The organism is Cyanobacteria bacterium FACHB-DQ100 (genome assembly GCA_014695195.1).
GTDB lineage: Bacteria > Cyanobacteriota > Cyanobacteriia > Leptolyngbyales > Leptolyngbyaceae > Leptolyngbya.
Genome location: JACJNW010000023.1, coordinates 114,459 through 132,337 on the forward strand (window position 1 = coordinate 114,459; position 17,879 = coordinate 132,337).

Annotated in this window: 22 protein-coding genes; 11 read left to right on the forward strand and 11 right to left on the reverse strand. The window is 47.8% G+C overall.

Going from position 1 to position 17,879, the window contains the following annotated elements; genetic code table 11:
* Nucleotides 1–63: 63 nt before the first annotated feature.
* Genes dnaJ through rsgA form a run of 3 tightly spaced genes read left to right on the forward strand, consistent with a single transcriptional unit; the run spans nt 64 to nt 2,563 of the window.
* Nucleotides 64–1,197, forward strand: a complete 1,134-nt coding sequence (gene dnaJ / locus H6F51_08665) for a molecular chaperone DnaJ (protein MBD1822567.1) — start codon at nt 64–66, stop codon at nt 1,195–1,197.
* Nucleotides 1,194–1,433 (forward strand): sulfurtransferase TusA family protein, encoded by a 240-nt coding sequence (locus H6F51_08670; GenBank protein ID MBD1822568.1) that lies wholly within the window; start codon nt 1,194–1,196, stop codon nt 1,431–1,433. The genes dnaJ and H6F51_08670 overlap by 4 nt, the downstream gene beginning before the upstream one ends.
* 17 nt (nt 1,434–1,450) lie before the next feature.
* Nucleotides 1,451–2,563, forward strand: a complete 1,113-nt coding sequence (gene rsgA, locus H6F51_08675) for a small ribosomal subunit biogenesis GTPase RsgA (GenBank protein MBD1822569.1) — start codon at nt 1,451–1,453, stop codon at nt 2,561–2,563.
* Here the strand turns inward: rsgA and H6F51_08680 are convergent.
* The 4 genes from H6F51_08680 to H6F51_08695 form a co-directional block, all read right to left on the reverse strand.
* Nucleotides 2,560–3,789 carry a DUF445 family protein gene (locus H6F51_08680; protein ID MBD1822570.1) on the reverse strand — a complete coding sequence of 410 codons (1,230 nt, stop codon included), beginning with the start codon at nt 3,787–3,789 and terminating at the stop codon, nt 2,560–2,562. The two genes, rsgA and H6F51_08680, sit on opposite strands and share 4 nt — an antisense overlap.
* Nucleotides 3,790–3,828: 39 nt before the next feature.
* Nucleotides 3,829–4,521 carry a bifunctional demethylmenaquinone methyltransferase/2-methoxy-6-polyprenyl-1,4-benzoquinol methylase UbiE gene (ubiE, locus tag H6F51_08685; protein MBD1822571.1) on the reverse strand — a complete coding sequence of 231 codons (693 nt, stop codon included), beginning with the start codon at nt 4,519–4,521 and terminating at the stop codon, nt 3,829–3,831.
* 101 nt (nt 4,522–4,622) lie between these two features.
* Complete coding sequence (locus H6F51_08690; protein MBD1822572.1) at nt 4,623–5,540, reverse strand: response regulator; 918 nt, start codon at nt 5,538–5,540, stop codon at nt 4,623–4,625.
* Nucleotides 5,541–5,667: 127 nt separating this feature from the next.
* Nucleotides 5,668–6,447, reverse strand: a complete 780-nt coding sequence (locus H6F51_08695) for a hypothetical protein (protein MBD1822573.1) — start codon at nt 6,445–6,447, stop codon at nt 5,668–5,670.
* 394 nt (nt 6,448–6,841) lie between these two features.
* Here H6F51_08695 and H6F51_08700 point away from each other — a divergent pair, with 394 nt between their 5' ends.
* From H6F51_08700 to H6F51_08715, 4 genes are all read left to right on the forward strand, one after another.
* A complete protein-coding gene (locus H6F51_08700; GenBank protein ID MBD1822574.1) occupies nt 6,842–7,600 on the forward strand; it encodes a hypothetical protein in 759 nt (252 codons plus the stop codon).
* A gap of 98 nt (nt 7,601–7,698) precedes the next feature.
* Nucleotides 7,699–8,568 (forward strand): glycosyltransferase family 2 protein, encoded by an 870-nt coding sequence (locus H6F51_08705; protein ID MBD1822575.1) that lies wholly within the window; start codon nt 7,699–7,701, stop codon nt 8,566–8,568.
* A gap of 197 nt (nt 8,569–8,765) precedes the next feature.
* Nucleotides 8,766–9,476 (forward strand): DUF502 domain-containing protein, encoded by a 711-nt coding sequence (locus H6F51_08710; protein MBD1822576.1) that lies wholly within the window; start codon nt 8,766–8,768, stop codon nt 9,474–9,476.
* A 36-nt stretch (nt 9,477–9,512) separates the two neighbouring features.
* On the forward strand, nt 9,513–10,289 hold the full coding sequence (locus tag H6F51_08715) for an HAD family hydrolase (GenBank protein ID MBD1822577.1): 777 nt from the start codon (nt 9,513–9,515) through the stop codon (nt 10,287–10,289).
* Nucleotides 10,290–10,368: 79 nt separating this feature from the next.
* On the opposite strand, the gene psaC is transcribed toward H6F51_08715, so the two are convergent.
* The 5 genes from psaC to H6F51_08740 all read right to left on the reverse strand — a co-directional run bounded on the left by psaC (nt 10,369) and on the right by H6F51_08740 (nt 14,604).
* Entirely contained in the window at nt 10,369–10,614 is a 246-nt protein-coding gene (psaC, locus tag H6F51_08720) for a photosystem I iron-sulfur center protein PsaC (protein MBD1822578.1), read from the reverse strand.
* 167 nt (nt 10,615–10,781) lie between these two features.
* Nucleotides 10,782–11,681: a heterocyst differentiation master regulator HetR gene (gene hetR / locus H6F51_08725; protein MBD1822579.1), complete on the reverse strand. Its 900-nt coding sequence runs from the start codon at nt 11,679–11,681 to the stop codon at nt 10,782–10,784.
* Between the two features lie 321 nt (nt 11,682–12,002).
* The gene (locus H6F51_08730; protein MBD1822580.1) at nt 12,003–12,185 is read right to left on the reverse strand and encodes a hypothetical protein; all 183 of its coding nucleotides are present in this window, start codon (nt 12,183–12,185) and stop codon (nt 12,003–12,005) included.
* Nucleotides 12,186–12,316: 131 nt separating this feature from the next.
* The gene (locus H6F51_08735; protein MBD1822581.1) at nt 12,317–14,068 is read right to left on the reverse strand and encodes an FAD-dependent oxidoreductase; all 1,752 of its coding nucleotides are present in this window, start codon (nt 14,066–14,068) and stop codon (nt 12,317–12,319) included.
* A 62-nt stretch (nt 14,069–14,130) separates the two neighbouring features.
* Nucleotides 14,131–14,604: a hypothetical protein gene (locus H6F51_08740; GenBank protein ID MBD1822582.1), complete on the reverse strand. Its 474-nt coding sequence runs from the start codon at nt 14,602–14,604 to the stop codon at nt 14,131–14,133.
* 102 nt (nt 14,605–14,706) lie between these two features.
* Between H6F51_08740 and H6F51_08745 the strand changes: the two genes are divergently transcribed.
* A complete protein-coding gene (locus tag H6F51_08745) occupies nt 14,707–14,931 on the forward strand; it encodes a type II toxin-antitoxin system HicA family toxin (protein MBD1822583.1) in 225 nt (74 codons plus the stop codon).
* Nucleotides 14,928–15,146 carry a type II toxin-antitoxin system HicB family antitoxin gene (locus tag H6F51_08750; GenBank protein MBD1822584.1) on the forward strand — a complete coding sequence of 73 codons (219 nt, stop codon included), beginning with the start codon at nt 14,928–14,930 and terminating at the stop codon, nt 15,144–15,146. Before H6F51_08745 ends, H6F51_08750 begins: the two co-directional genes overlap by 4 nt.
* 163 nt (nt 15,147–15,309) lie before the next feature.
* Here the strand turns inward: H6F51_08750 and H6F51_08755 are convergent, their stop codons facing one another.
* Nucleotides 15,310–15,564: a hypothetical protein gene (locus tag H6F51_08755; GenBank protein ID MBD1822585.1), complete on the reverse strand. Its 255-nt coding sequence runs from the start codon at nt 15,562–15,564 to the stop codon at nt 15,310–15,312.
* Nucleotides 15,565–15,662: 98 nt separating this feature from the next.
* Between H6F51_08755 and H6F51_08760 the strand changes: the two genes are divergently transcribed.
* Nucleotides 15,663–16,715, forward strand: coding sequence for an alcohol dehydrogenase catalytic domain-containing protein (locus tag H6F51_08760; protein MBD1822586.1), 1,053 nt, complete (start codon nt 15,663–15,665; stop codon nt 16,713–16,715).
* Here H6F51_08760 and H6F51_08765 read toward each other — a convergent pair.
* Nucleotides 16,706–17,401, reverse strand: a complete 696-nt coding sequence (locus H6F51_08765) for a nitrogenase (GenBank protein ID MBD1822587.1) — start codon at nt 17,399–17,401, stop codon at nt 16,706–16,708. The genes H6F51_08760 and H6F51_08765 overlap by 10 nt on opposite strands.
* 109 nt (nt 17,402–17,510) lie before the next feature.
* Between H6F51_08765 and H6F51_08770 the strand changes: the two genes are divergently transcribed.
* The gene (locus tag H6F51_08770) at nt 17,511–17,879 is read left to right on the forward strand and encodes an EamA family transporter (GenBank protein ID MBD1822588.1); all 369 of its coding nucleotides are present in this window, start codon (nt 17,511–17,513) and stop codon (nt 17,877–17,879) included.

Genomic DNA, 17,879 nt, shown 5'->3' on the forward strand with positions numbered 1-17,879 from the left:
AGGGAGTCTAGACCGTTGCCCTACGCCTCTTTTTAGCCCTCTTACCCCCTGAATCTCTACCCTATGGCTCGTGATTACTACGAAATTCTTGGCGTTTCCCGTGATGCGGACAAGGAAGAAGTCAAGCAAGCCTTCCGTCGTCTCGCTCGAAAATATCACCCGGATGTTAACAAAGAGCCTGGTGCAGAAGAGCGCTTCAAAGAAATCAACCGCGCCTATGAGGTGATTTCTGATCCAGAGATGCGGGCGCGGTACGATCGCTTTGGTGAAGCGGGTATTGGTTCTGCCGCCGGTGCAGGGGGCTACCAAGATTTCGGCGATATGGGTGGCATTGCTGATATCTTTGAAAGCTTCTTTAGTGGATTTGCGGGTGGGGCACCTGGGGGTCAAACCCGACGGCGAGGTGGCCCAGTCCGAGGCGATGATCTGCGGCTAGATTTAAGGCTAGATTTTCGCGAAGCCGTGTTTGGCGGTGAAAAGGAAATTCGGATCAGCCATCTGGAAACTTGTACGAACTGTAGTGGCAGTGGTGCGAAGCCAGGAACTCGCCCTAAGACTTGCTCAACTTGTTCGGGTGCGGGTCAGGTTCGTCGTGCAACTCGGACTCCGTTTGGCAGTTTTACTCAAGTTTCCGTTTGTCCAACCTGTAACGGTACTGGGCAGATGATCGAGGAGAAATGCGAAGTTTGTAGCGGCAATGGACAGCGACAGGAAACGAAAAAGCTCAAAATCACCATTCCGGCAGGTGTCGATAATGGCACTCGATTGAGAGTATCAGGTGAGGGTGATGCGGGGCAGCGCAGCGGGCCTGCGGGCGATTTGTATGTCTATCTCTTCATCAACGAGGACGCTGATTTTCGTCGTGATGGAATTAATGTTCTGTCGGATGTCAAAATTAGTTATCTACAGGCAATTCTGGGTTCTCGGATCGAAGTCAAGACGGTTGATGGTGAAGAGGAGTTAACGATTCCTGTGGGGACTCAGCCGGGAACGGTTTTGACGCTAGAGAACAAGGGCGTACCGAAACTTGGGAATCCGGTGAGCCGTGGGGATCATTTGATCACAGTATCGGTGGATATTCCAACGCGAATTAGTCCAGAAGAGCGAGAGCTGCTGGAAAAACTGGCAAAAATTAGGGGCGATCGCGTCGGAAAAGGCGGTGTTGAAGGCTTTATCGGGAAGATTTTTGGCGGATGAGTCAAGCAGCAGAAACCTCAGATGTGCAGATGGATTTACGCGGGACACCTTGCCCGATCAATTTCGTTCGCACCAAGCTACGGCTAGAGCAGATGACTCCGGGTTCGCTGTTGGAAGTTTGGCTCGACCCGGGAGAACCGATCGAGCAGGTACCAGACAGCCTGACGATGGAAGGCTACAAGATTGAGAGTATCGAGGATCGATCGAGCTTTTTTGCTGTCAAAATTCGTCGTTAATCTTCCGTTGAGATCTTATGAGTTTTGAAGACTTCAGCAAGATTTTGGAAGGTGATCAGCCGCGCCAAATCACAGGTACGGTTTTAGCAGTGCAAGCGAATTTCTATCAGGTGCGACTTCAGGAGGAGACGCTACCCAAATTAATGTTGCTTTGTACTCGACGAACCCGGCTAAAGAAGATCGGGCAGCGTGTCATGGTGGGCGATCGCGTTCTCATTGAGGAGCCAGACTGGAACGGAGAGCGCGGCGCAATCTCGCAGGTGTTTCCGAGGCGCTCAGAATTGGATCGTCCGCCGATCGCCAACGTCGATCAAATTTTGCTTGTATTTGCGCTTGCCTCTCCGACGATCGAGCCTTATCAACTGAGTCGATTTTTAGTTAAAGCCGAGTCAACTGGAGTAGCGGTTTGCTTGGCGTTAAGTAAGAGTGATTTAGTGTCGATCGACGAGCAGGAATGCTGGAAAGCTCGACTAGGCGAATGGGGCTATCAGCCGATTTTTATCAGTGTTCATCAACAACTTGGCTTAATTGAGTTAAAGCAACGTTTAAACCAGAAAATTACCGTTGCCTCTGGTCCTTCTGGTGTTGGCAAATCTAGCTTAATCAACCAGATTATTCCTAATATTGATTTGCGGGTGAGTGCGGTTTCTGGAAAGTTAGAAAAAGGGCGGCATACGACGCGCCACGTTGAGTTATTTGAGCTTCCAACAGGCGGATTACTTGCAGATACCCCAGGATTTAATCAGCCAGATTTGTGCTGTTTGCCCCAAGAATTAGTGCAGTATTTTCCAGAAGCGCGTCGAAGACTAGCAGAGGGAAGCTGTCAGTTTAGTAATTGCTTACATCGAGACGAGCCTGGCTGTACTGTGCGAGGAGAGTGGGAGCGGTATGAGCATTACTTGAATTTTCTGGAAGACGCGATCGTATATGAAACTCAATTGAATCAGCAATCTGATCCCGATGAGGTTCTAAAGCTCAAAACAACGGGCAAAGGGACAGAATATGAGCCGCGCTTAGAACTGAAAAAATACCGGCGCGAATCTCGTAGAAATCGACAGCAATCTCTCCGTAAGCTCGACATTGATCAGCTGATGAAAAGCGAGGAAAACGAGAATTTAGATGACTCTTAGCGGAGTAAGAGTGAGGCGGATTGCAGCGCCCCGATCAGCAATCCCAAAACTCCACCAAGATTCACGATCGCCTGCAATTCACTCCGAACAATCCCGTTGATTGCGGCTTCTAAATCGGCTGGAGAAGTTGCTTTGACTCGATCAACAATGACTTGATCAATATTCAAAATTGGAATGGCTTGAGCAACAATATTTTCTAAATCTTTTTCTAGATAACGCTCCAGAATTAACGCTAGTTCTTCGCTCACAAGCTCCAAAGAAGAATTGACCGCTTCTGAACTTTGTAATCGGTTTAACACTACCGACGCAACATTCTCCCAATCGACCGATTCACTCAGTCCTTGCAGGACTTCCGAGCCTCGATCTTGCAAATAATGTCGGGTGCTATCTCGCATTGTTTTACGAAGTTGCCTAACGGTAGAAACAGGTAGATTTTGGAGTGAGATATTTTGCAGCCATTCTTTAAAGCGCTGTTTCACACCGAGCGAAAACATTAGCTCAGACAAAACAGAATTGCTGGCTTCTTTCTCATCTAAACAAAATGTTCTCAGTCGAGTGAGAGTATTCCGAATGCCGAATAAATTTGCAACAACCCAATAAGTACCACTTGTTTTTTCTCGGAAGCCTTCATCGATCACCTGGATATTACGATCGGTGAGAAAATCTACCAAAGTTTGACGCAAAACATCCGGCGGAATTACCATTTGAATCAGCCATTCCGAGAGCTTTTCTGCTTGGTCTTCGGTAAGCTGAAACTCCAGAATAACTTGGTCGAAAATATGATTTAACTGGTCTTCAAGAAATTCTTCTTGACGCGCTAAAACTTTCAGCAATCGCGGCAAAGACTGACCAAATAGGTCTCTCAAAATATTGCCTAAAATCTTTGCTGTTTTTTGCCCTTTGCTTTCCTGAACTTGCTCGATCGCGAGTTGTAATAGCCAAAGAATTGCTGCCTGAACTCGCTCCGTCTGTAAAAGTCGTCGCGCCAAATTCTGCAATTCTTCAGGAGTCAATAATGACCCCATAATTGTGTCAGAAATTCGCTTTGCTAAGCGCTCCTGATTGCGAGGAATGAGTCCGGGCGTAAACGGAAGTCGCTGTTTGCCGAGGTAAAGCGCTCGATACGGGCGAAACAGCATTTTAATCGCAATATCGTTGGTGAAGTAGCCAATGACTCCACCAACCACAGGAGGGCCTAGAAAAAGCCAGAGCGTCGAGAGATCCACAGGGACTAAGAAGTAATGAGGGGTAAACAGGCGATCGCCTTATTTTGTAATCACCAATACTCCCATCGTACCGCCCGCGATCGGATAATGGGTAGCACTGGTAAAACCCGCTTGATTTGCTAAGCCAACCTGCTCTCTGCCTGTCGGAAATTTGTCGAGACTGGGTGAAATATAGGCGTATTCCTCAGTAAAGCCGAAGCGCTGAGCAGCCGGAACCACCACTTCGTCGAGATACCACTGCTGAAACGCACGCACGAGATTGCTGTCTGGACGGTGCATATCTAGAATTGCGGCTTTTGCTCCAGGTTTTAGCACTCGGTGAATCTCTTTGAGGCTGCCAAGAATATCCACGACGTTCCGCAAGCCGTATCCCATCGTCGCGCAATCAAAATGATTATCAGAAAACGGTAAATCTAGAACATCGGACTTGACCCAGTGAATGGGAGGTTTAATGCAGCGACGTTCACTACGATCGCGGGCAACTTCCAGTTGAGCGGCAGAAAAATCAACGCCGTACACCTGTCCAGTTCTACCAACAACTTCCGCTAACATCTGGGCAATATCGCCGCTACCACAGCATAAATCAAGGGCAATATTTCCGGGCTTGGCACCGCTCCACTTCACGGTCATACGCTTCCAGATGCGATGCTGTCCAAAGCTCAGACCGTTGTTAAGCTCGTCGTAGACTGGAGCGATACGATCGAACAACGCTTGAATATGATCAGAATTCATTTATGATGAGTGCTTCTCTAAAATTGTTCTGTTTAAAATTCTAAGTTTCGGGCGGTTCAATTGGGACGAGCAATTTTAGAGAAGCGGCTCATCGGGCTAGATTAGGCAGCAACGGCACTCTTGATCGAACGGGTACAGGTTAACGCCAGAGCGACTTGCTGGGCTGAGAGATGCAGTAACAAAAGCTCATCTTCTCGCAGACTTTGCGGCTGTTTCCATTGCAGGGAGAGCACCGCGAGAACTTCGCCTCGGAGTGTGACTGGAACAACGAGATGGGCGCTGAAGGCGACATCGTTAGTTTCCGTGACAATTTGCATTTGCTGAGTTGCGATCGCGTCTTTCACCGCTTGCGATTGCACGAGATCGAAATCGCTGCTCATGCCATAAGTTCCCGCAATTGTTAGAGTACCATTTTCAACCAATTGGACAGTGCAGCGATCGGCAGCGAAGTTTTCACCAAAGGCAGTCGCGATCGGCTCTAGCGCGCTTTCCGGGGTGCTATGGCTCTGAGCAACAGAAACGATCGTGGACAACAAAGCGGTTTGCGACTGCGATCGGCGTAATTCTTCCGTACGCTGTTTGAGCAATTCGTAAGTTTCGGCTGCTCGTTGCACGACGGCTTTGAGTTCGTTTGGATCCCAAGGCTTTGTGATGTATTTGTAAACTTGTCCAGAGTTAATTGCCTCGACTAAGTCTTCAACATCGGTAAACCCAGTCAGAATAATCCGCATCGTATCGGGGAATTCGGGCACGGTGCGGCTGAGAAACTCTGTTCCCTTCATTTCGGGCATCCGCTGGTCGGAAATAATAACCGCAACCTCGCCCTCTTGCGCTAAGACTTGCAGCGCATGAATGCCACTTTCTGCTTTCAGAACATTGAATTCGCGACGAAAGGTTCGGTAGAGCAAATCGAGGTTATCGGGTTCGTCATCGACGACGAGCATTTTCGTTTTCTTTGGTCGATCGAGCATCATGAATTGGCGGCTAATGGGTTCTAGTTCTGGAATGGTGTATTCCATGCGATCAGCACTCCTTCGCGTCACGGGAGACAGAGGTTTCAGTATCCCTAGTCTTGCCAATTTGTCCCGATTCGTAACAGCTACAGGCACGAATTCAGGCTGCGACGGCCTCACATTCCAGTTTGCTCTAAGCGGAAATTCTCAAGACAAATCCGCCGTTTGTCGTCACAATCAAATCTTCGCCCAGCGTTGCAATCCCTGATGGAATTTGATATTTCGCTTTTGCTAAATCCGCGATCGTTGTCACTTTTCCATTTGCATCGACCTGGACGACTCGCCCAGAATTGGTTGTTGCAGTTAATTGACCGCGCCAAATCGTGACATCAAAAGGAATTCCAAACCCTTGCGCTTTGAGATCCACGATCGTGCTTGCTTTGCCTTTTTCGACTCGTACCAACTGCCCGTAAGATTGCGCCACGACGATCGATTGATCCTGTACCACTAGACCGAACGGATTGCCAAACGGAGTCAAATTGGCGATCAGGCTAATTTCTCCGGTTGGGCTGACCCGAATCAATTCACTCGCTGAATCAATCACATCGGTTGCCAACGTCACAATGTAATCACCCTGATCCACTATCACCCCAAAGGGCGCACCATAAAATCCGCTCCGTCGCGTCAAATCTGCGATCGTTTCGACTTTGCCATCAGGTTGCACCCGCAATAAATAATGTTGAGGGAGATAGCCTGAAACCGTCACAATCAAATTTTCGTCTTGATCGCTAATTCCGAATGGGACACCTAACTCAGCTTGCACTAAATTGACGATCGGGGCTTGTTTTCCATCTGGCGTAACTTTCAGCAATTGTCCATCTAACATCGGTACAATCACGTTACCTTTACTGACTGCCACACTTTGCAGCGTATAAATATTTAGCTTTTGAGCGATTACTGCAACTTCAGCCATCGGGGAGGTGGGAACAGAATGGATTAATCGACACCATAAAGCCAAAACCCTAAATGTTTCAAGTCAGCAAAGCTTGTGATTTCTTGACGCAGCAATGTTACCCTCTACTTGCGGTGCAACTCTCAGATTCTCATCGCTCTTGTCGCGCAAACTTTCTTCGGTATTCCTGCGCTTGAATCGTGAGATAACCCATGTAAAATGACTGAGTTTCTAAGGCGACTTTATGCACCTTCCTTAGAAAAATGGCGCAGAGGTCTCAATTGCCCAGAGGGTTTGAGTGATTTGCGATGCCCTAGACAGATGCCCTAGACAACCGTTAGAACTGTAAAGCCCGATGAAAGCAACGAATTCTCTTCCTACCGCCCCCTTCATCCTCCGAATTGTTGGCATTATTTTGATTTTGTCAGCGCTGGTGGACTATATTTCGCTTCTAATTCCCCCGAATTTTTCGGACAAAGCCTGGTTTGCCAGCGTGGTGACGCAGTTTGTCGATCGCGGTATCATCCCGATGGTCGGACTCGGTTTCCTCTCACTGAGCGCATTTCTTGAAGCGGGTTCTCTCGCTTTAGGCGATCGCGCCAAACCGTTTACGACGTTTCGCTTCTGGGCGCTTCTGCTCTCGCTTCTGCTGGGACTGGCGTTTCTGATCGCGTTCCCGCTGCATTTGAATAACACCCGTCAAGTTTCAGACCAAGCATTAGAGCGCATCGATCGAGAATCCAGAGATGCTGAAACCCAGCTCAATGCCCAAGTTCAGCAGCGACAAGACCAAATTAGTGCAGCTCTGCGCGATCCGAATCAGGCGAAGCAGTTGGATGACCAGCTAAGACAAATCGATGCTGCGATCGCAAGCGGTCAACTCAAAGGCGATCAATTAACTCAAGCACAACGCGCTCAGAAAGAACTGCAAGCGCTGAAAGCAAATCCGGGTTCGGTTGCCGATCGCGCTAAAGAATTTCGTAACCAGCAGCTAACTCAACTGCGCGAACGTCGCCAGCAAGCTGAGAGTCAGGCTAGAGGCGAATTTTGGAAAACCGGAGTTCGAGTTGGAATTAGTAGTCTCTTGCTGTCGTTGGGCTATTTTCTCATTGGTTGGACAGGCTTGAAAGAGATGGGAGTTCTCGGTGGCAAGCGCAAGCCTGTGATGCGCTAAATTCAACCCGATGAAAGATGAAGCGTGAAAAAAGGGAGAAATAGAAAAGGAATCTAACCTGATATTCGTCCCTTTTACCCTCTTCATCTTTTTGTTTTATGTTTTCCATCTTCATCCTGACCCATAACGAAGAAGTCGAAATTGCTGCCTGTATTGAATCGGCGCTGTTATCAGATGATGTGGTGGTGGTTGATTCTTATAGCGACGATCGCACGATGGCGATCGCGCAGTCTTATCCAATTAGAACGGTTCAACATCGATTTGAGAGCCACGGCAAACAGCGCACTTGGATGCTGCGATCGGTTCCGGTGAAATACGAGTGGGTTTACATTCTTGAAGCCGATGAGCGGATGACTCCGGAACTGTTTCAAGAGTGTCTGGATACGATCGCGACGGCTGAACACGCAGGATATTATGTCGCTGAGCGGGTGATGTTTATGGGTCACTGGATTCGCCGCAGTACCCAATACCCACGTTATCAGTTGCGCCTATTTCAGCGCGAGAAGGTGTGGTTTACGGATTACGGACATACCGAACGCGAGGTGGTCGAAGGCTCGACTGGATTTTTGCAGGAAACCTACCCGCATTACACTTCTGGAAAGGGCTTTAGTCGCTGGATTGATAAACATAATCGCTATTCGACGAACGAGGCGATCGAAACGCTGCATCAACTGGAATCTGGTTCGATTGATTGGCGATCGCTCATTTTCGGACGTTCAGAGGTGGAGCGGCGACGCGCCCTTAAAGATCTTTCATTACGCCTGCCGTTTCGTCCGTTAATTCGATTTTTCTATATGTATTTTCTGCTGGGTGGCATTCTCGATGGCTATCCCGGTTTTACTTGGTGTACCTTACAAGCATTTTATGAATATTTGATCTTGCTCAAGATGTGGGAACTCAAAAATTCGTCAGTCGAAGCCCCCAAAATTCCTGAGCCTGCTCACGTTGCATCTCAAAATGTAAAATAATATACTAATTCCATTCGGATATGGTCGAAGGGGAATCAATGATTAAATAAGGAGATTCAGCTTAGAAACCTTCCTAAAGTTGCAACATTTCTTTACAGGCTTTAAAAATAGAGTAGCGCGGCTACAATCAGTGCTTTGGGAGCGTGCTAACTTTTGTCTCCGCTCCCAAATTATATTAATGGCAGAAATTGCCCCAGATGAAGGAGAGTAGGGTGTCTGTGATCCATCGTCTTAAGCAAGACCTCAAAAACGATCTGATTGCCGGGTTGCTCGTTGTCATTCCCTTAGCAACGACGATTTGGTTGAGTTATACGATCGCGACTTGGGTCATTAATTTTCTCACTCGTGTTCCTAAGCAGCTAAACCCGTTTGACGGCTTGAACCCATTTTTGGTGAATCTGCTCAATTTTGGAGTGGGTTTAGCGGTTCCGTTGCTCAGCATTCTATTTATCGGGCTGATGGCGCGAAATATCGCCGGACGTTGGCTGCTCGATGTGGGCGAACAGGTGCTACAAGCGATTCCGCTTGCAGGGGCAATTTACAAGACGCTGAAGCAGCTTCTAGAGACGATTCTGCGCGATTCAAGCGGTAAGTTTCGCCGCGTGGTGTTGGTGGAGTATCCGCGTCAGGGCGTTTGGTCACTTGGATTTGTCACAGGTGCAATCGGAGCTGAGGTGCAATCGCACTTTAAGCATGACATGCTGAGCGTGTTCATTCCCACGACTCCGAATCCCACAACAGGCTGGTATGCGGTTGTGCCTGAAACGGACGTGATTAATTTGTCGATGCCGATCGAAGATGCGTTTAAGGTGATTATTTCTGGTGGCATTGTTAGCCCGGATGCGATGAACGCGATCGTCACGACCAGCACGAAGCGCCCATTAGTTGAAGCGATCGCGGACGAATAATGCGCTACTTTGGAAAAGTTGCCATCTTCTAACAAAATGTCTGTGATTCCCCGCGTTCTAGCGCTTGATTTTGACGGTGTGATTTGCGATGGGCTGAAGGAGTATTTTCAGACTGCTTGGAAGGCTTACGCGCAGATTTGGCAGGTTACAGCGCCTCCAGACGCAACGATCGCACCTGCATTTTACCGATTGCGTCCCGTGGTTGAGACAGGCTGGGAAATGCCGCTCGTGATTCGAGCGTTGGCTACAGGAATCACCGAAGCAGGGATTTTTCAGAATTGGACTGCGATCGTGGCTCAAATCGTTGTAGACAATCATCTGAAGCCTTTAGAGGTGGGCGCGATCGTTGATACGATTCGAGATCAATTAATCGCAACAGATCTAGAAAGCTGGCTCGCAGAACACGAATTTTATCCAAGAGTTCTGGAGCGGTTGCGATCGATTCTGAGCAGTTCAACCGATTTCGTAATTATCAGCACCAAAGAAGGGCGATTTATCAAGCAACTACTGAACAAGCAAGGAATTGAACTCAAACCTGAACAAATCTACGGTAAAGAATCGAAGCGTCCTAAAGCCCAAGTGCTAAACGAGCTGAGACAAGCGTATGGAGAAACCGCTTCAATTTGGTTCGTTGAGGATCGATTGAAAACGTTAGAAGCTGTCGAGAAACAAGAAACCCTTACACAAGTTGAGTTATTTCTAGCGGATTGGGGCTACAACACCGCATCAGAGCGGCAACAGGCGAAGAAGAGCGATCGCGTTCACCTGTTGTCTCTGGCACAATTTAGTCAGGACTTCTCAGCCTGGATTTAGGGCAAAAAAAAGAGGGCGAACTGCCCCCATAACTTTGAACCCACATAAATGAAAAATGATTGCTGTATGAAGTTTTGCCTTAATAAGCCAGACCCATACTGCGTGTTGTTTCAGCGCCGAGATAAACCCGAATGCTGAGGAAGTCGGTCGGACAAGCGGTTTCGCACCGCTTACAACCAACACAGTCCTCGGTACGAGGCGAAGATGCGATTTGACCCGCACGACACCCATCCCAGGGAACCATCTCTAGAACATCGGTCGGGCAAGCCCGAACACATTGCGTACACCCAATACAGGTGTCATAGATTTTGACCGTATGCGACATATTATGGAAGGCTCCAGATTAGTGCTTATGACTTGGCATCATCTGTTAGTTCTGAAATTCGCGATATAAACCGCTTACTCTCAGAATCAATGCCTAGTGTACTCTGGCGTGTTGTTACACTCTTTCAGACAGTTGCAAAACTTTAAATTGCGTAATGTGAGGGCTGATCACAATTCAGCAGAACCAAACACCATTTGCACGACAAACGGCTCTCCGCCTTCTGCATGGTAGCGATCCGCCCAGTTACGAATGATTTCGTCAAGTTCTGCGATCGCGCTTTCCACCCGATCGCTTGGAATATCCAATTCTTCTAACACGCGCATCACCCGCCCTTGACGCTGTGCCCAGTCCTGCATCAAACGGAAAAACCGCGCTGTGTCCTCGATCATGACGTAGGCGCGTTCTTCGTGGTCATCTGGAGAATAGGAAGACCGAGTGAGCGCATAAAACGGCATTCCCCAAGGCGAGTCGATGCGGGTGACTGTGCCAGAGTACAAAAGCCGTCGCTTAATATGTTCTGCCAGCGCTTCACTTAGGGGCATTCGTTGTTCTTGGAGCAGATCTTCTTGCGAGCGAGTATGCAGAAATTCGATCAACTCTAAAAACTGGAAAGAATTGATCAATTGAGCATCTGGAAGATTAGGCGGCAGTTTTCGTTCGATCAGGCGCTTTTCGTCCGAAGTCAAACTTGTTCCCGGAACCCGCGATCGTCCAGGCAGCCAAGAATAGTGTTCCATCCAGACGTAGGGCAACTGAATCAAGTACCGAGGTTCTTGAGACCCTAGCATTTTGAGTAATTTGCCTTCACTGAGGGCTTGCCGGACTTCTTCGACGATCGCTTTGACTCGTTTTGGTTCAATATGGTGCAAATGCCCCGTCATCCGGAGATTGCCATCCTGCTCCAAATACGTCATATAAATCGCACATTTGGCAGCCGTGGCTGCGGCATCGAGAAATGCACCATGTCGGTGTCCGCCGGTTCGCATAGCGCTAAAGGCAAGATACAACATGATCTGATCGATCGCGCTAGGGCTGAGCAATTTGATCAGATCGAGGTCATTGGTCATATCAAGCGCCACCCCTGAAACAGGAACACAGTCAAAACAGTCGTAAAGTTTAGTCTACCGTGAGAGACTGCAATCCGTAATCGCACGGACTTTCTGTAAGGCAAAACTTTATAGTTAGGAAGCCGCAGCCAAGTTTACGTTAATGTGTGTGATGACAACTTGCTGTCTTGAGCTTGCCCAACTTCAGCCGAAACTCAACAGTCGAATTCTATAGCCTTTGTTTCTAGGATGGAAAGTTATTTCTGATTGGGAAACAAACGTTAGAAGGGTTGTCTGCGTTCTGAAGAACCTTTTTTCGGAAACCCTTACCGCACGAAAAGATTAGAGTTCGTTTGTCACAGCGTCAGTATAAATTCGTCCGCTCCCTCTATGCTCAACAAACGGCTGAACCTCTTGAGCAACATTAAACTGAGAGGTGGGATTATTGCTATTTTCAGTGTGCTGACTGACAGTAATTACTCCGACAAGCGAGATAAAAAGCGCAACCAGAACTTGAGCATTCATAGGAGATACATTCTTAGGGTGACATATCCCTTTACATCTATGAAGCTTTTAGATCAGGACGAAACAAATCAACCCAATAAAATTCAGTAGCTTTACTAGATTGACAACTGTTAGTGTTTGTCTAAGAACTTCTAGTTCAGTGCTTCTACTAAGACCCAATTTCCTGAGTGGTTAAATTTGCCAAATCCATTCAGTATTTGCCCGGATGGGATGTTTTGGAGTTGAGTATTGATTTCTGTTTCTAAAGTGATAAGTGCCCAACTTTGATTGGGGCGATCGCTCAAAGTCAATTCATAGTCCTGTATTGCTTTGCGATCGAATCTTCCTGAAAAGCGTTGAGCCGTTGCGCTGGGAGATAGCGTTCTGGAGTTTGCAGGGCATTCACCGTGATTGGGATAGCTTTCTGGGTGGTCGATATAGTAGCGTTGCCAGTACAGCCATTCGGGGTGAGAGGGTGACAGGTTGAACAGTGGGAAAATAGCAGCAGGGGCAGTCGGGTCACTGATTAAGGCGAGTTGGAGCGATCGCACATTTAACTCTCGCGGCTGACAGTTTTGCTCGATGCAGAGTGCGGCTGCCATCCCTGCGGCTTGTCCGATGCCTAAAACGACCGGCTGTAATCGGGTTGCGCCGTTTGCCATGTGAGTGACGGAGATATTTTTTTCACAGGTGAGAAAGCCGTCGATCGTTTGTGGCACGAGGCAGGTGTAGGGAATTGTGAAGGGCGTTCCTGTCCAGCGTCCCCCCCAGCGAATTGATTTTGGCTTGAGCGGAATGTCGCCGCTTGGATAGTGATGATCGTTGGCGTAGTTGCCGATCGCGATCGATTGACAGAAGTTTTCGGCATATTCGCAGCCGATCGCTTCGACTCGATAGGGTAAGGGGGCGACTCGTTCTTGCGGCAGTAAGTCTTGTTCACGTAGCGTGGTGATTCCAATGAGTCGGCGACTTTCTCGATAGTAGGGATGAAGTGCAAGTGCGCCTGTCGGGAAAGTGTCTTCTGCTAGTCCGTAGCGGTTTCCGAGCTGGGATTGGATGAAGTGGGCGAAGCTGAGAGAGTGATCTTTGGCTTCCTGGTGGAATTGGGTGCAGGTTTCTCGGTTGAGCAAGCGTTCCAAACCTTCGCCGTAATCGTTGCCGGAGATGGGCCAATTGATCATGAAGCGATCGCCGGGTAAGCGTCCGTAATTGAGAAAGGCTTCGGCTCCGTAGTTTGTCCAAGCTTTCTCGAATTTGGTTGGATCGTAATTTAGAGGTTTGGGGATTTCGGGCGCGTTTGATGCGCCAAAGCCGCGCATCACAACGACCCAAGTTGGGGCTTGGGCTGGGTAAGTTTGAGTGAGTGTGTTGGGTGCGATCGGGGCACTGGGTTCATTGAATTCGGATTGCAGTTCCCAACCCCAGCGATAGGGAATGTCTCCGAGTTCGAGTAGATCACCGAGTTCGGTGGCATCGATCGTGATTTTTGCCTCGACTTTGACGGTTTGGAATTCGACTCCGAGGATGCAATTATCTTTTCTTAAAACTTTCTCTGGAATTTCGCCTTGAATCCACTGTAAATTCGGCAAGGCTTTCACCCAATCGGCAAAGATTTCGGCTCCGATGTGCGGCTCATACGTGAAGAAACTCACCCAAGCATTATCGAGTCCTCCAGGCTGACGCTGTTCTAGTTCTCGTAAAAACGCGCCCCAAATTCCGGTTTGAAAGGCTGCGAGTTCGTTGCCATCTGGAGCAGTAACACCTGCACTGGTGAGCATTCCGCCGAGCCAGGAGAATTCGCTGACTAAAATTGTTTTGGCTCCCCGCCTCGCGGCTTGGATTGCTGCGGCTATCCCTCCGGTTCCGCCTCCCACGACCAGCACATCTGCAATCAGTTCCCGCATTGTTCACCTGAGCTAAAAATCTTCTCAATCATCTCGGTTAACGGAGCTTTGAGCAATGCTAACTAGAAATATTTAGTTGTTAGAAAGCCAGCCATTAGCCCAATTGCAAGAAAGCAAGTAAATACTGGGGTCACTTCAATATCTTCATCGACCACGATCGAGCCTTGTAGGTAAAACATCTTTCTACCTATAGCTGGCAACCGGCTCAACAACAGCATTAAAGATGGAATAGAAATGATCACAAAAATGTCCAAAGCAGACAAGCTTCTTAAATATGTATCGACTAAAAATATAAAGAGAAAAGAGACACCTATTTCTAACAGGAAGGGTAAAGCCCAAAAACACAAAAGAAATAAATAGAGAAAGAAACCTACAGAAAATAGCTCCTCTCTAGCAGAATTAAAAATCAATTTAAGATAGCCAATATGGTGGAAGTAAATGGACATATAAGCTCGATGAAAACACCAATGCGTGAAGATGATCAGTGCTATTAGCAATATTCCAAAGAAGTAAGCAGTCAAAATGGATAAGAACATCACTCTTACCTCAAACACTATTCAGTATTCTAAGTGAGAGGCTCGATCGCTGTTTAGATCATCGCGTCTCAGAGATAATGGAACTTATCAAGACCCTCTGAAATGCCCAAGAAAATTCGCGAACTGAAAAAACTCATTCAAGATGCGGGCTATGTTTATCAGCCGAAGCGCGGCAAGGGAAGCCACACCTACTGGAAACATCCTCGCTTACCAGACGATCCCTTGGTCATTCCCGGCAAAGATGGAGATGATGCTCCAAAATATTTAGAGAAAGAAGTCACACAAGCATTGAAGCGGTTGGAATCGCTGGAGGACTCTGAAGAATGAAATTTCAATACAGTATGGTGATTCAGTGGTCAGAGGAAGACCATCTCTATTTGGTACATCTCCCTGAGTTTCCCTCACAGTATTTCGTCACGCATGGCGAAACTTATGAAGAGGCAGCGAGACACGGACAAGAAGTGCTTGAAATGTTGATTGAGGATTATCAAGAAAGTGGGAAACCTTTACCTAAACCTCAACGCGCCATCAGTGCGGCATAAATTGGTGATAGAGTCTCGATGCACCGCTTCTCTAGTTCCAAGGGGCGATCGTCGAAATCAGTTGGTTAGCATTCTTTCGATAAACTAGAAAATCTTGATCGATCAAATGACTCATTGATGGCACTGATCTTGACGATTGATTAGGGCAACGATCGCACCCGTATCAAGAATGACCTGTTGACGCATTTTCTCCGTATTCTTCCATATATTCGGGGTTGGTTGATAGATCGCTTGCCCCTTCCCCTCGACCAATGTACTCTCCTGCAACGTCAAGGAAAGACTGGGGAGTTTCCAAAAGCTCAGAGGATTGAGCGTGTTTATTCTGAAGGCTAATCACAAGATCTAAAACAAGTTGTTGCTCCTCGGAGGAGAGCCGTTGTAAACCATCGAGAACCTGTTGTTGAACTGAGGCGGACATAGGCGACAACTGAAATGAAAGTTTTTTTCAGTTTATCTAAGGAAGCTTGGTAGTTAGTGATAAAGTCTCGATCGACCAATCAAGCAATTCATCCAACTATGAAAGCGCAAGTCTTTCGTGGAGTGAATCAACTCCAGTACGAAGATGTTCCAAAACCCGAAATTGCAGCCGACGAAGTGTTAGTACAGGTTCAAGTCGTGGGCTTGTGTCAGTCGGATATTAAAAAGATCAAGTATCCCTTGCTAGAGCCGCCTCGGATTTTTGGGCACGAAACCGCAGGCACGATCGCGGCTGTCGGCGCTGAAGTGAAGAATTGGAACGTTGGTGATCGCGTCATCGTTCTTCACCATATTCCCTGTATGCACTGCGCCTATTGTCTGAACGAGAATTTCTCGATGTGTGAGGTGTACAAGAACATCACGACGACAGCCGGATTTGTGCCGAGCGGTGGCGGATTTGCGGAATATGTGAAAGTTCCGGGACATATTGTGCGAAACGGGGGATTGATGCGAATTCCCGACGATGTGACGTTTGAGCAAGCGAGTTTTGTTGAACCGACGAATTGCTGCTTAAAGGCAGTGAAGAAAGCGCAGATTCAGCCAGGACAGACCGTTTTGATTACGGGAGCAGGGCCGATCGGTCTGATGTTTATCATGCTGGTGAAATATTTTGGAGCAAGCGCGATCGCCACCGATTTGCTCCCGTCCCGGATCGAGAAAGCGCTAAGTGTCGGAGCCGATGCCGCCTTTGATGCGCGTGATCCTGATCTTTCGAGCAAAATTCAGGCGATGACTCAAGGAATGGGAGCCGATGTTAGTTTGTTGGCGGTTCCCAGCGATAAAGCATTCTTTCAGGCGATCGACTGCACCCGCAAAGGTGGGAAAATTCTCTTCTTTGCAGAGTTTCCCGATGAAGTCGAAATTCCGATCAATCCAAATGTGCTGTATCGACGCGAAATCGATTTGATGGGCAGCTACAGTTCCTCGTATCGGGTGCAGCAACTAGCCGCAGACATTGTGTTTCAAGGGCGAATTGATGTTGATGCGTTGATTAGCGATCGCTTCCCACTTAAAGATTTAGCGAAAGCGGTCTATCGTGCAGTTTCTCCAACACCCGATACCTATAAGATCCTGATTTATCCTCAGCAATAAGGAGTCACATCTTCGCCGCATTCATCCGCAAGGTAGGACAGCGCCCGGAAGCGAATTCCGACTAGCTGATCATAAAGCGGATTCAATTTACAAAGCGGCGGGATGTGAATCACCTTGTGTCCGAATAGGGTAATCGTGCGCTCGAAGGGACACTGGGGCGGAATCATTTTGCAGATGAATCGAGCCACTTTCGGATCGTGAATCTCAGTGCGATCGAGCCACGATCGCACTGGTTTCAACACATCTAAATGGGGCTCTGAATGAGGATGAAGATTGGAGTGAGGAGCGTGAGTTTCAGACGACTGAGCGCAATCGCACAAGGTCAGCCGCAGACTTTCTAGAATCTCAGTTCCACAATTCAACGTGCGGCAAAACTGCTCTAGAATTGCATCTTCGGCTGAGGTATAAGAACCATCGGCTAAAGATACCATCACCGCAGTTCTCAAGAAGTTCTCAGCTAAGTCTGCATCTGATCCGAAGCTCGCTCGCAGTTCATCGTCAGAAGCAGCAGGGAACGATCGTGCGGCTCCTTCCTGAATTAAGGGATGATCCGTGAGCGAGACAATCAACTCTTGCTCAGCGGCATCGAAATTGTCATCTGCCCAAGCTAAAGTCAGCAAGCAGCGTAACCAAACTGAAATCTGCTCATCGGTGTAATTGGGTCTAACAGAGGTTGAAGAGTCCATCGGCTTGTATTTCACTTCAAGACAAATCGTAGCTTAAGAATTGGATTTCCTGGTGGGTGTTCAAGCGGGCTGTACACTGAATATGAAATGAATGACTTAAGGATTACTTGTGAGTGTTCAAGAATTTTTGCTGTTTCTAGGTTCGATCATTGCTGGTGTGAGCGGTCAGTTTTTTCTCAAGTCCGGGGCGCTGAAGCTCGGTCAAGTGACAGCGAGTAATGCAATCAGTCATGTTCTCGGAATTGCAACAATACCTGAACTGGTCATTGGTCTTTGTTGCTACGGAATTGGCGCGATTTTGTATATCTTATTGCTCACTCGTGTTCCGTTAAGTATTCTCGCGCCTGCGGTAGCGTTGCAGTATGTATTCTCAGTGATGATGGGAAAATTTCTGTTTAATGAGTCGATTCCAGTAATTCGCTTATTTGGAGTGGCATTTATTATTTGTGGCGTGGTTATGCTGATGGCGAAGAAGTAG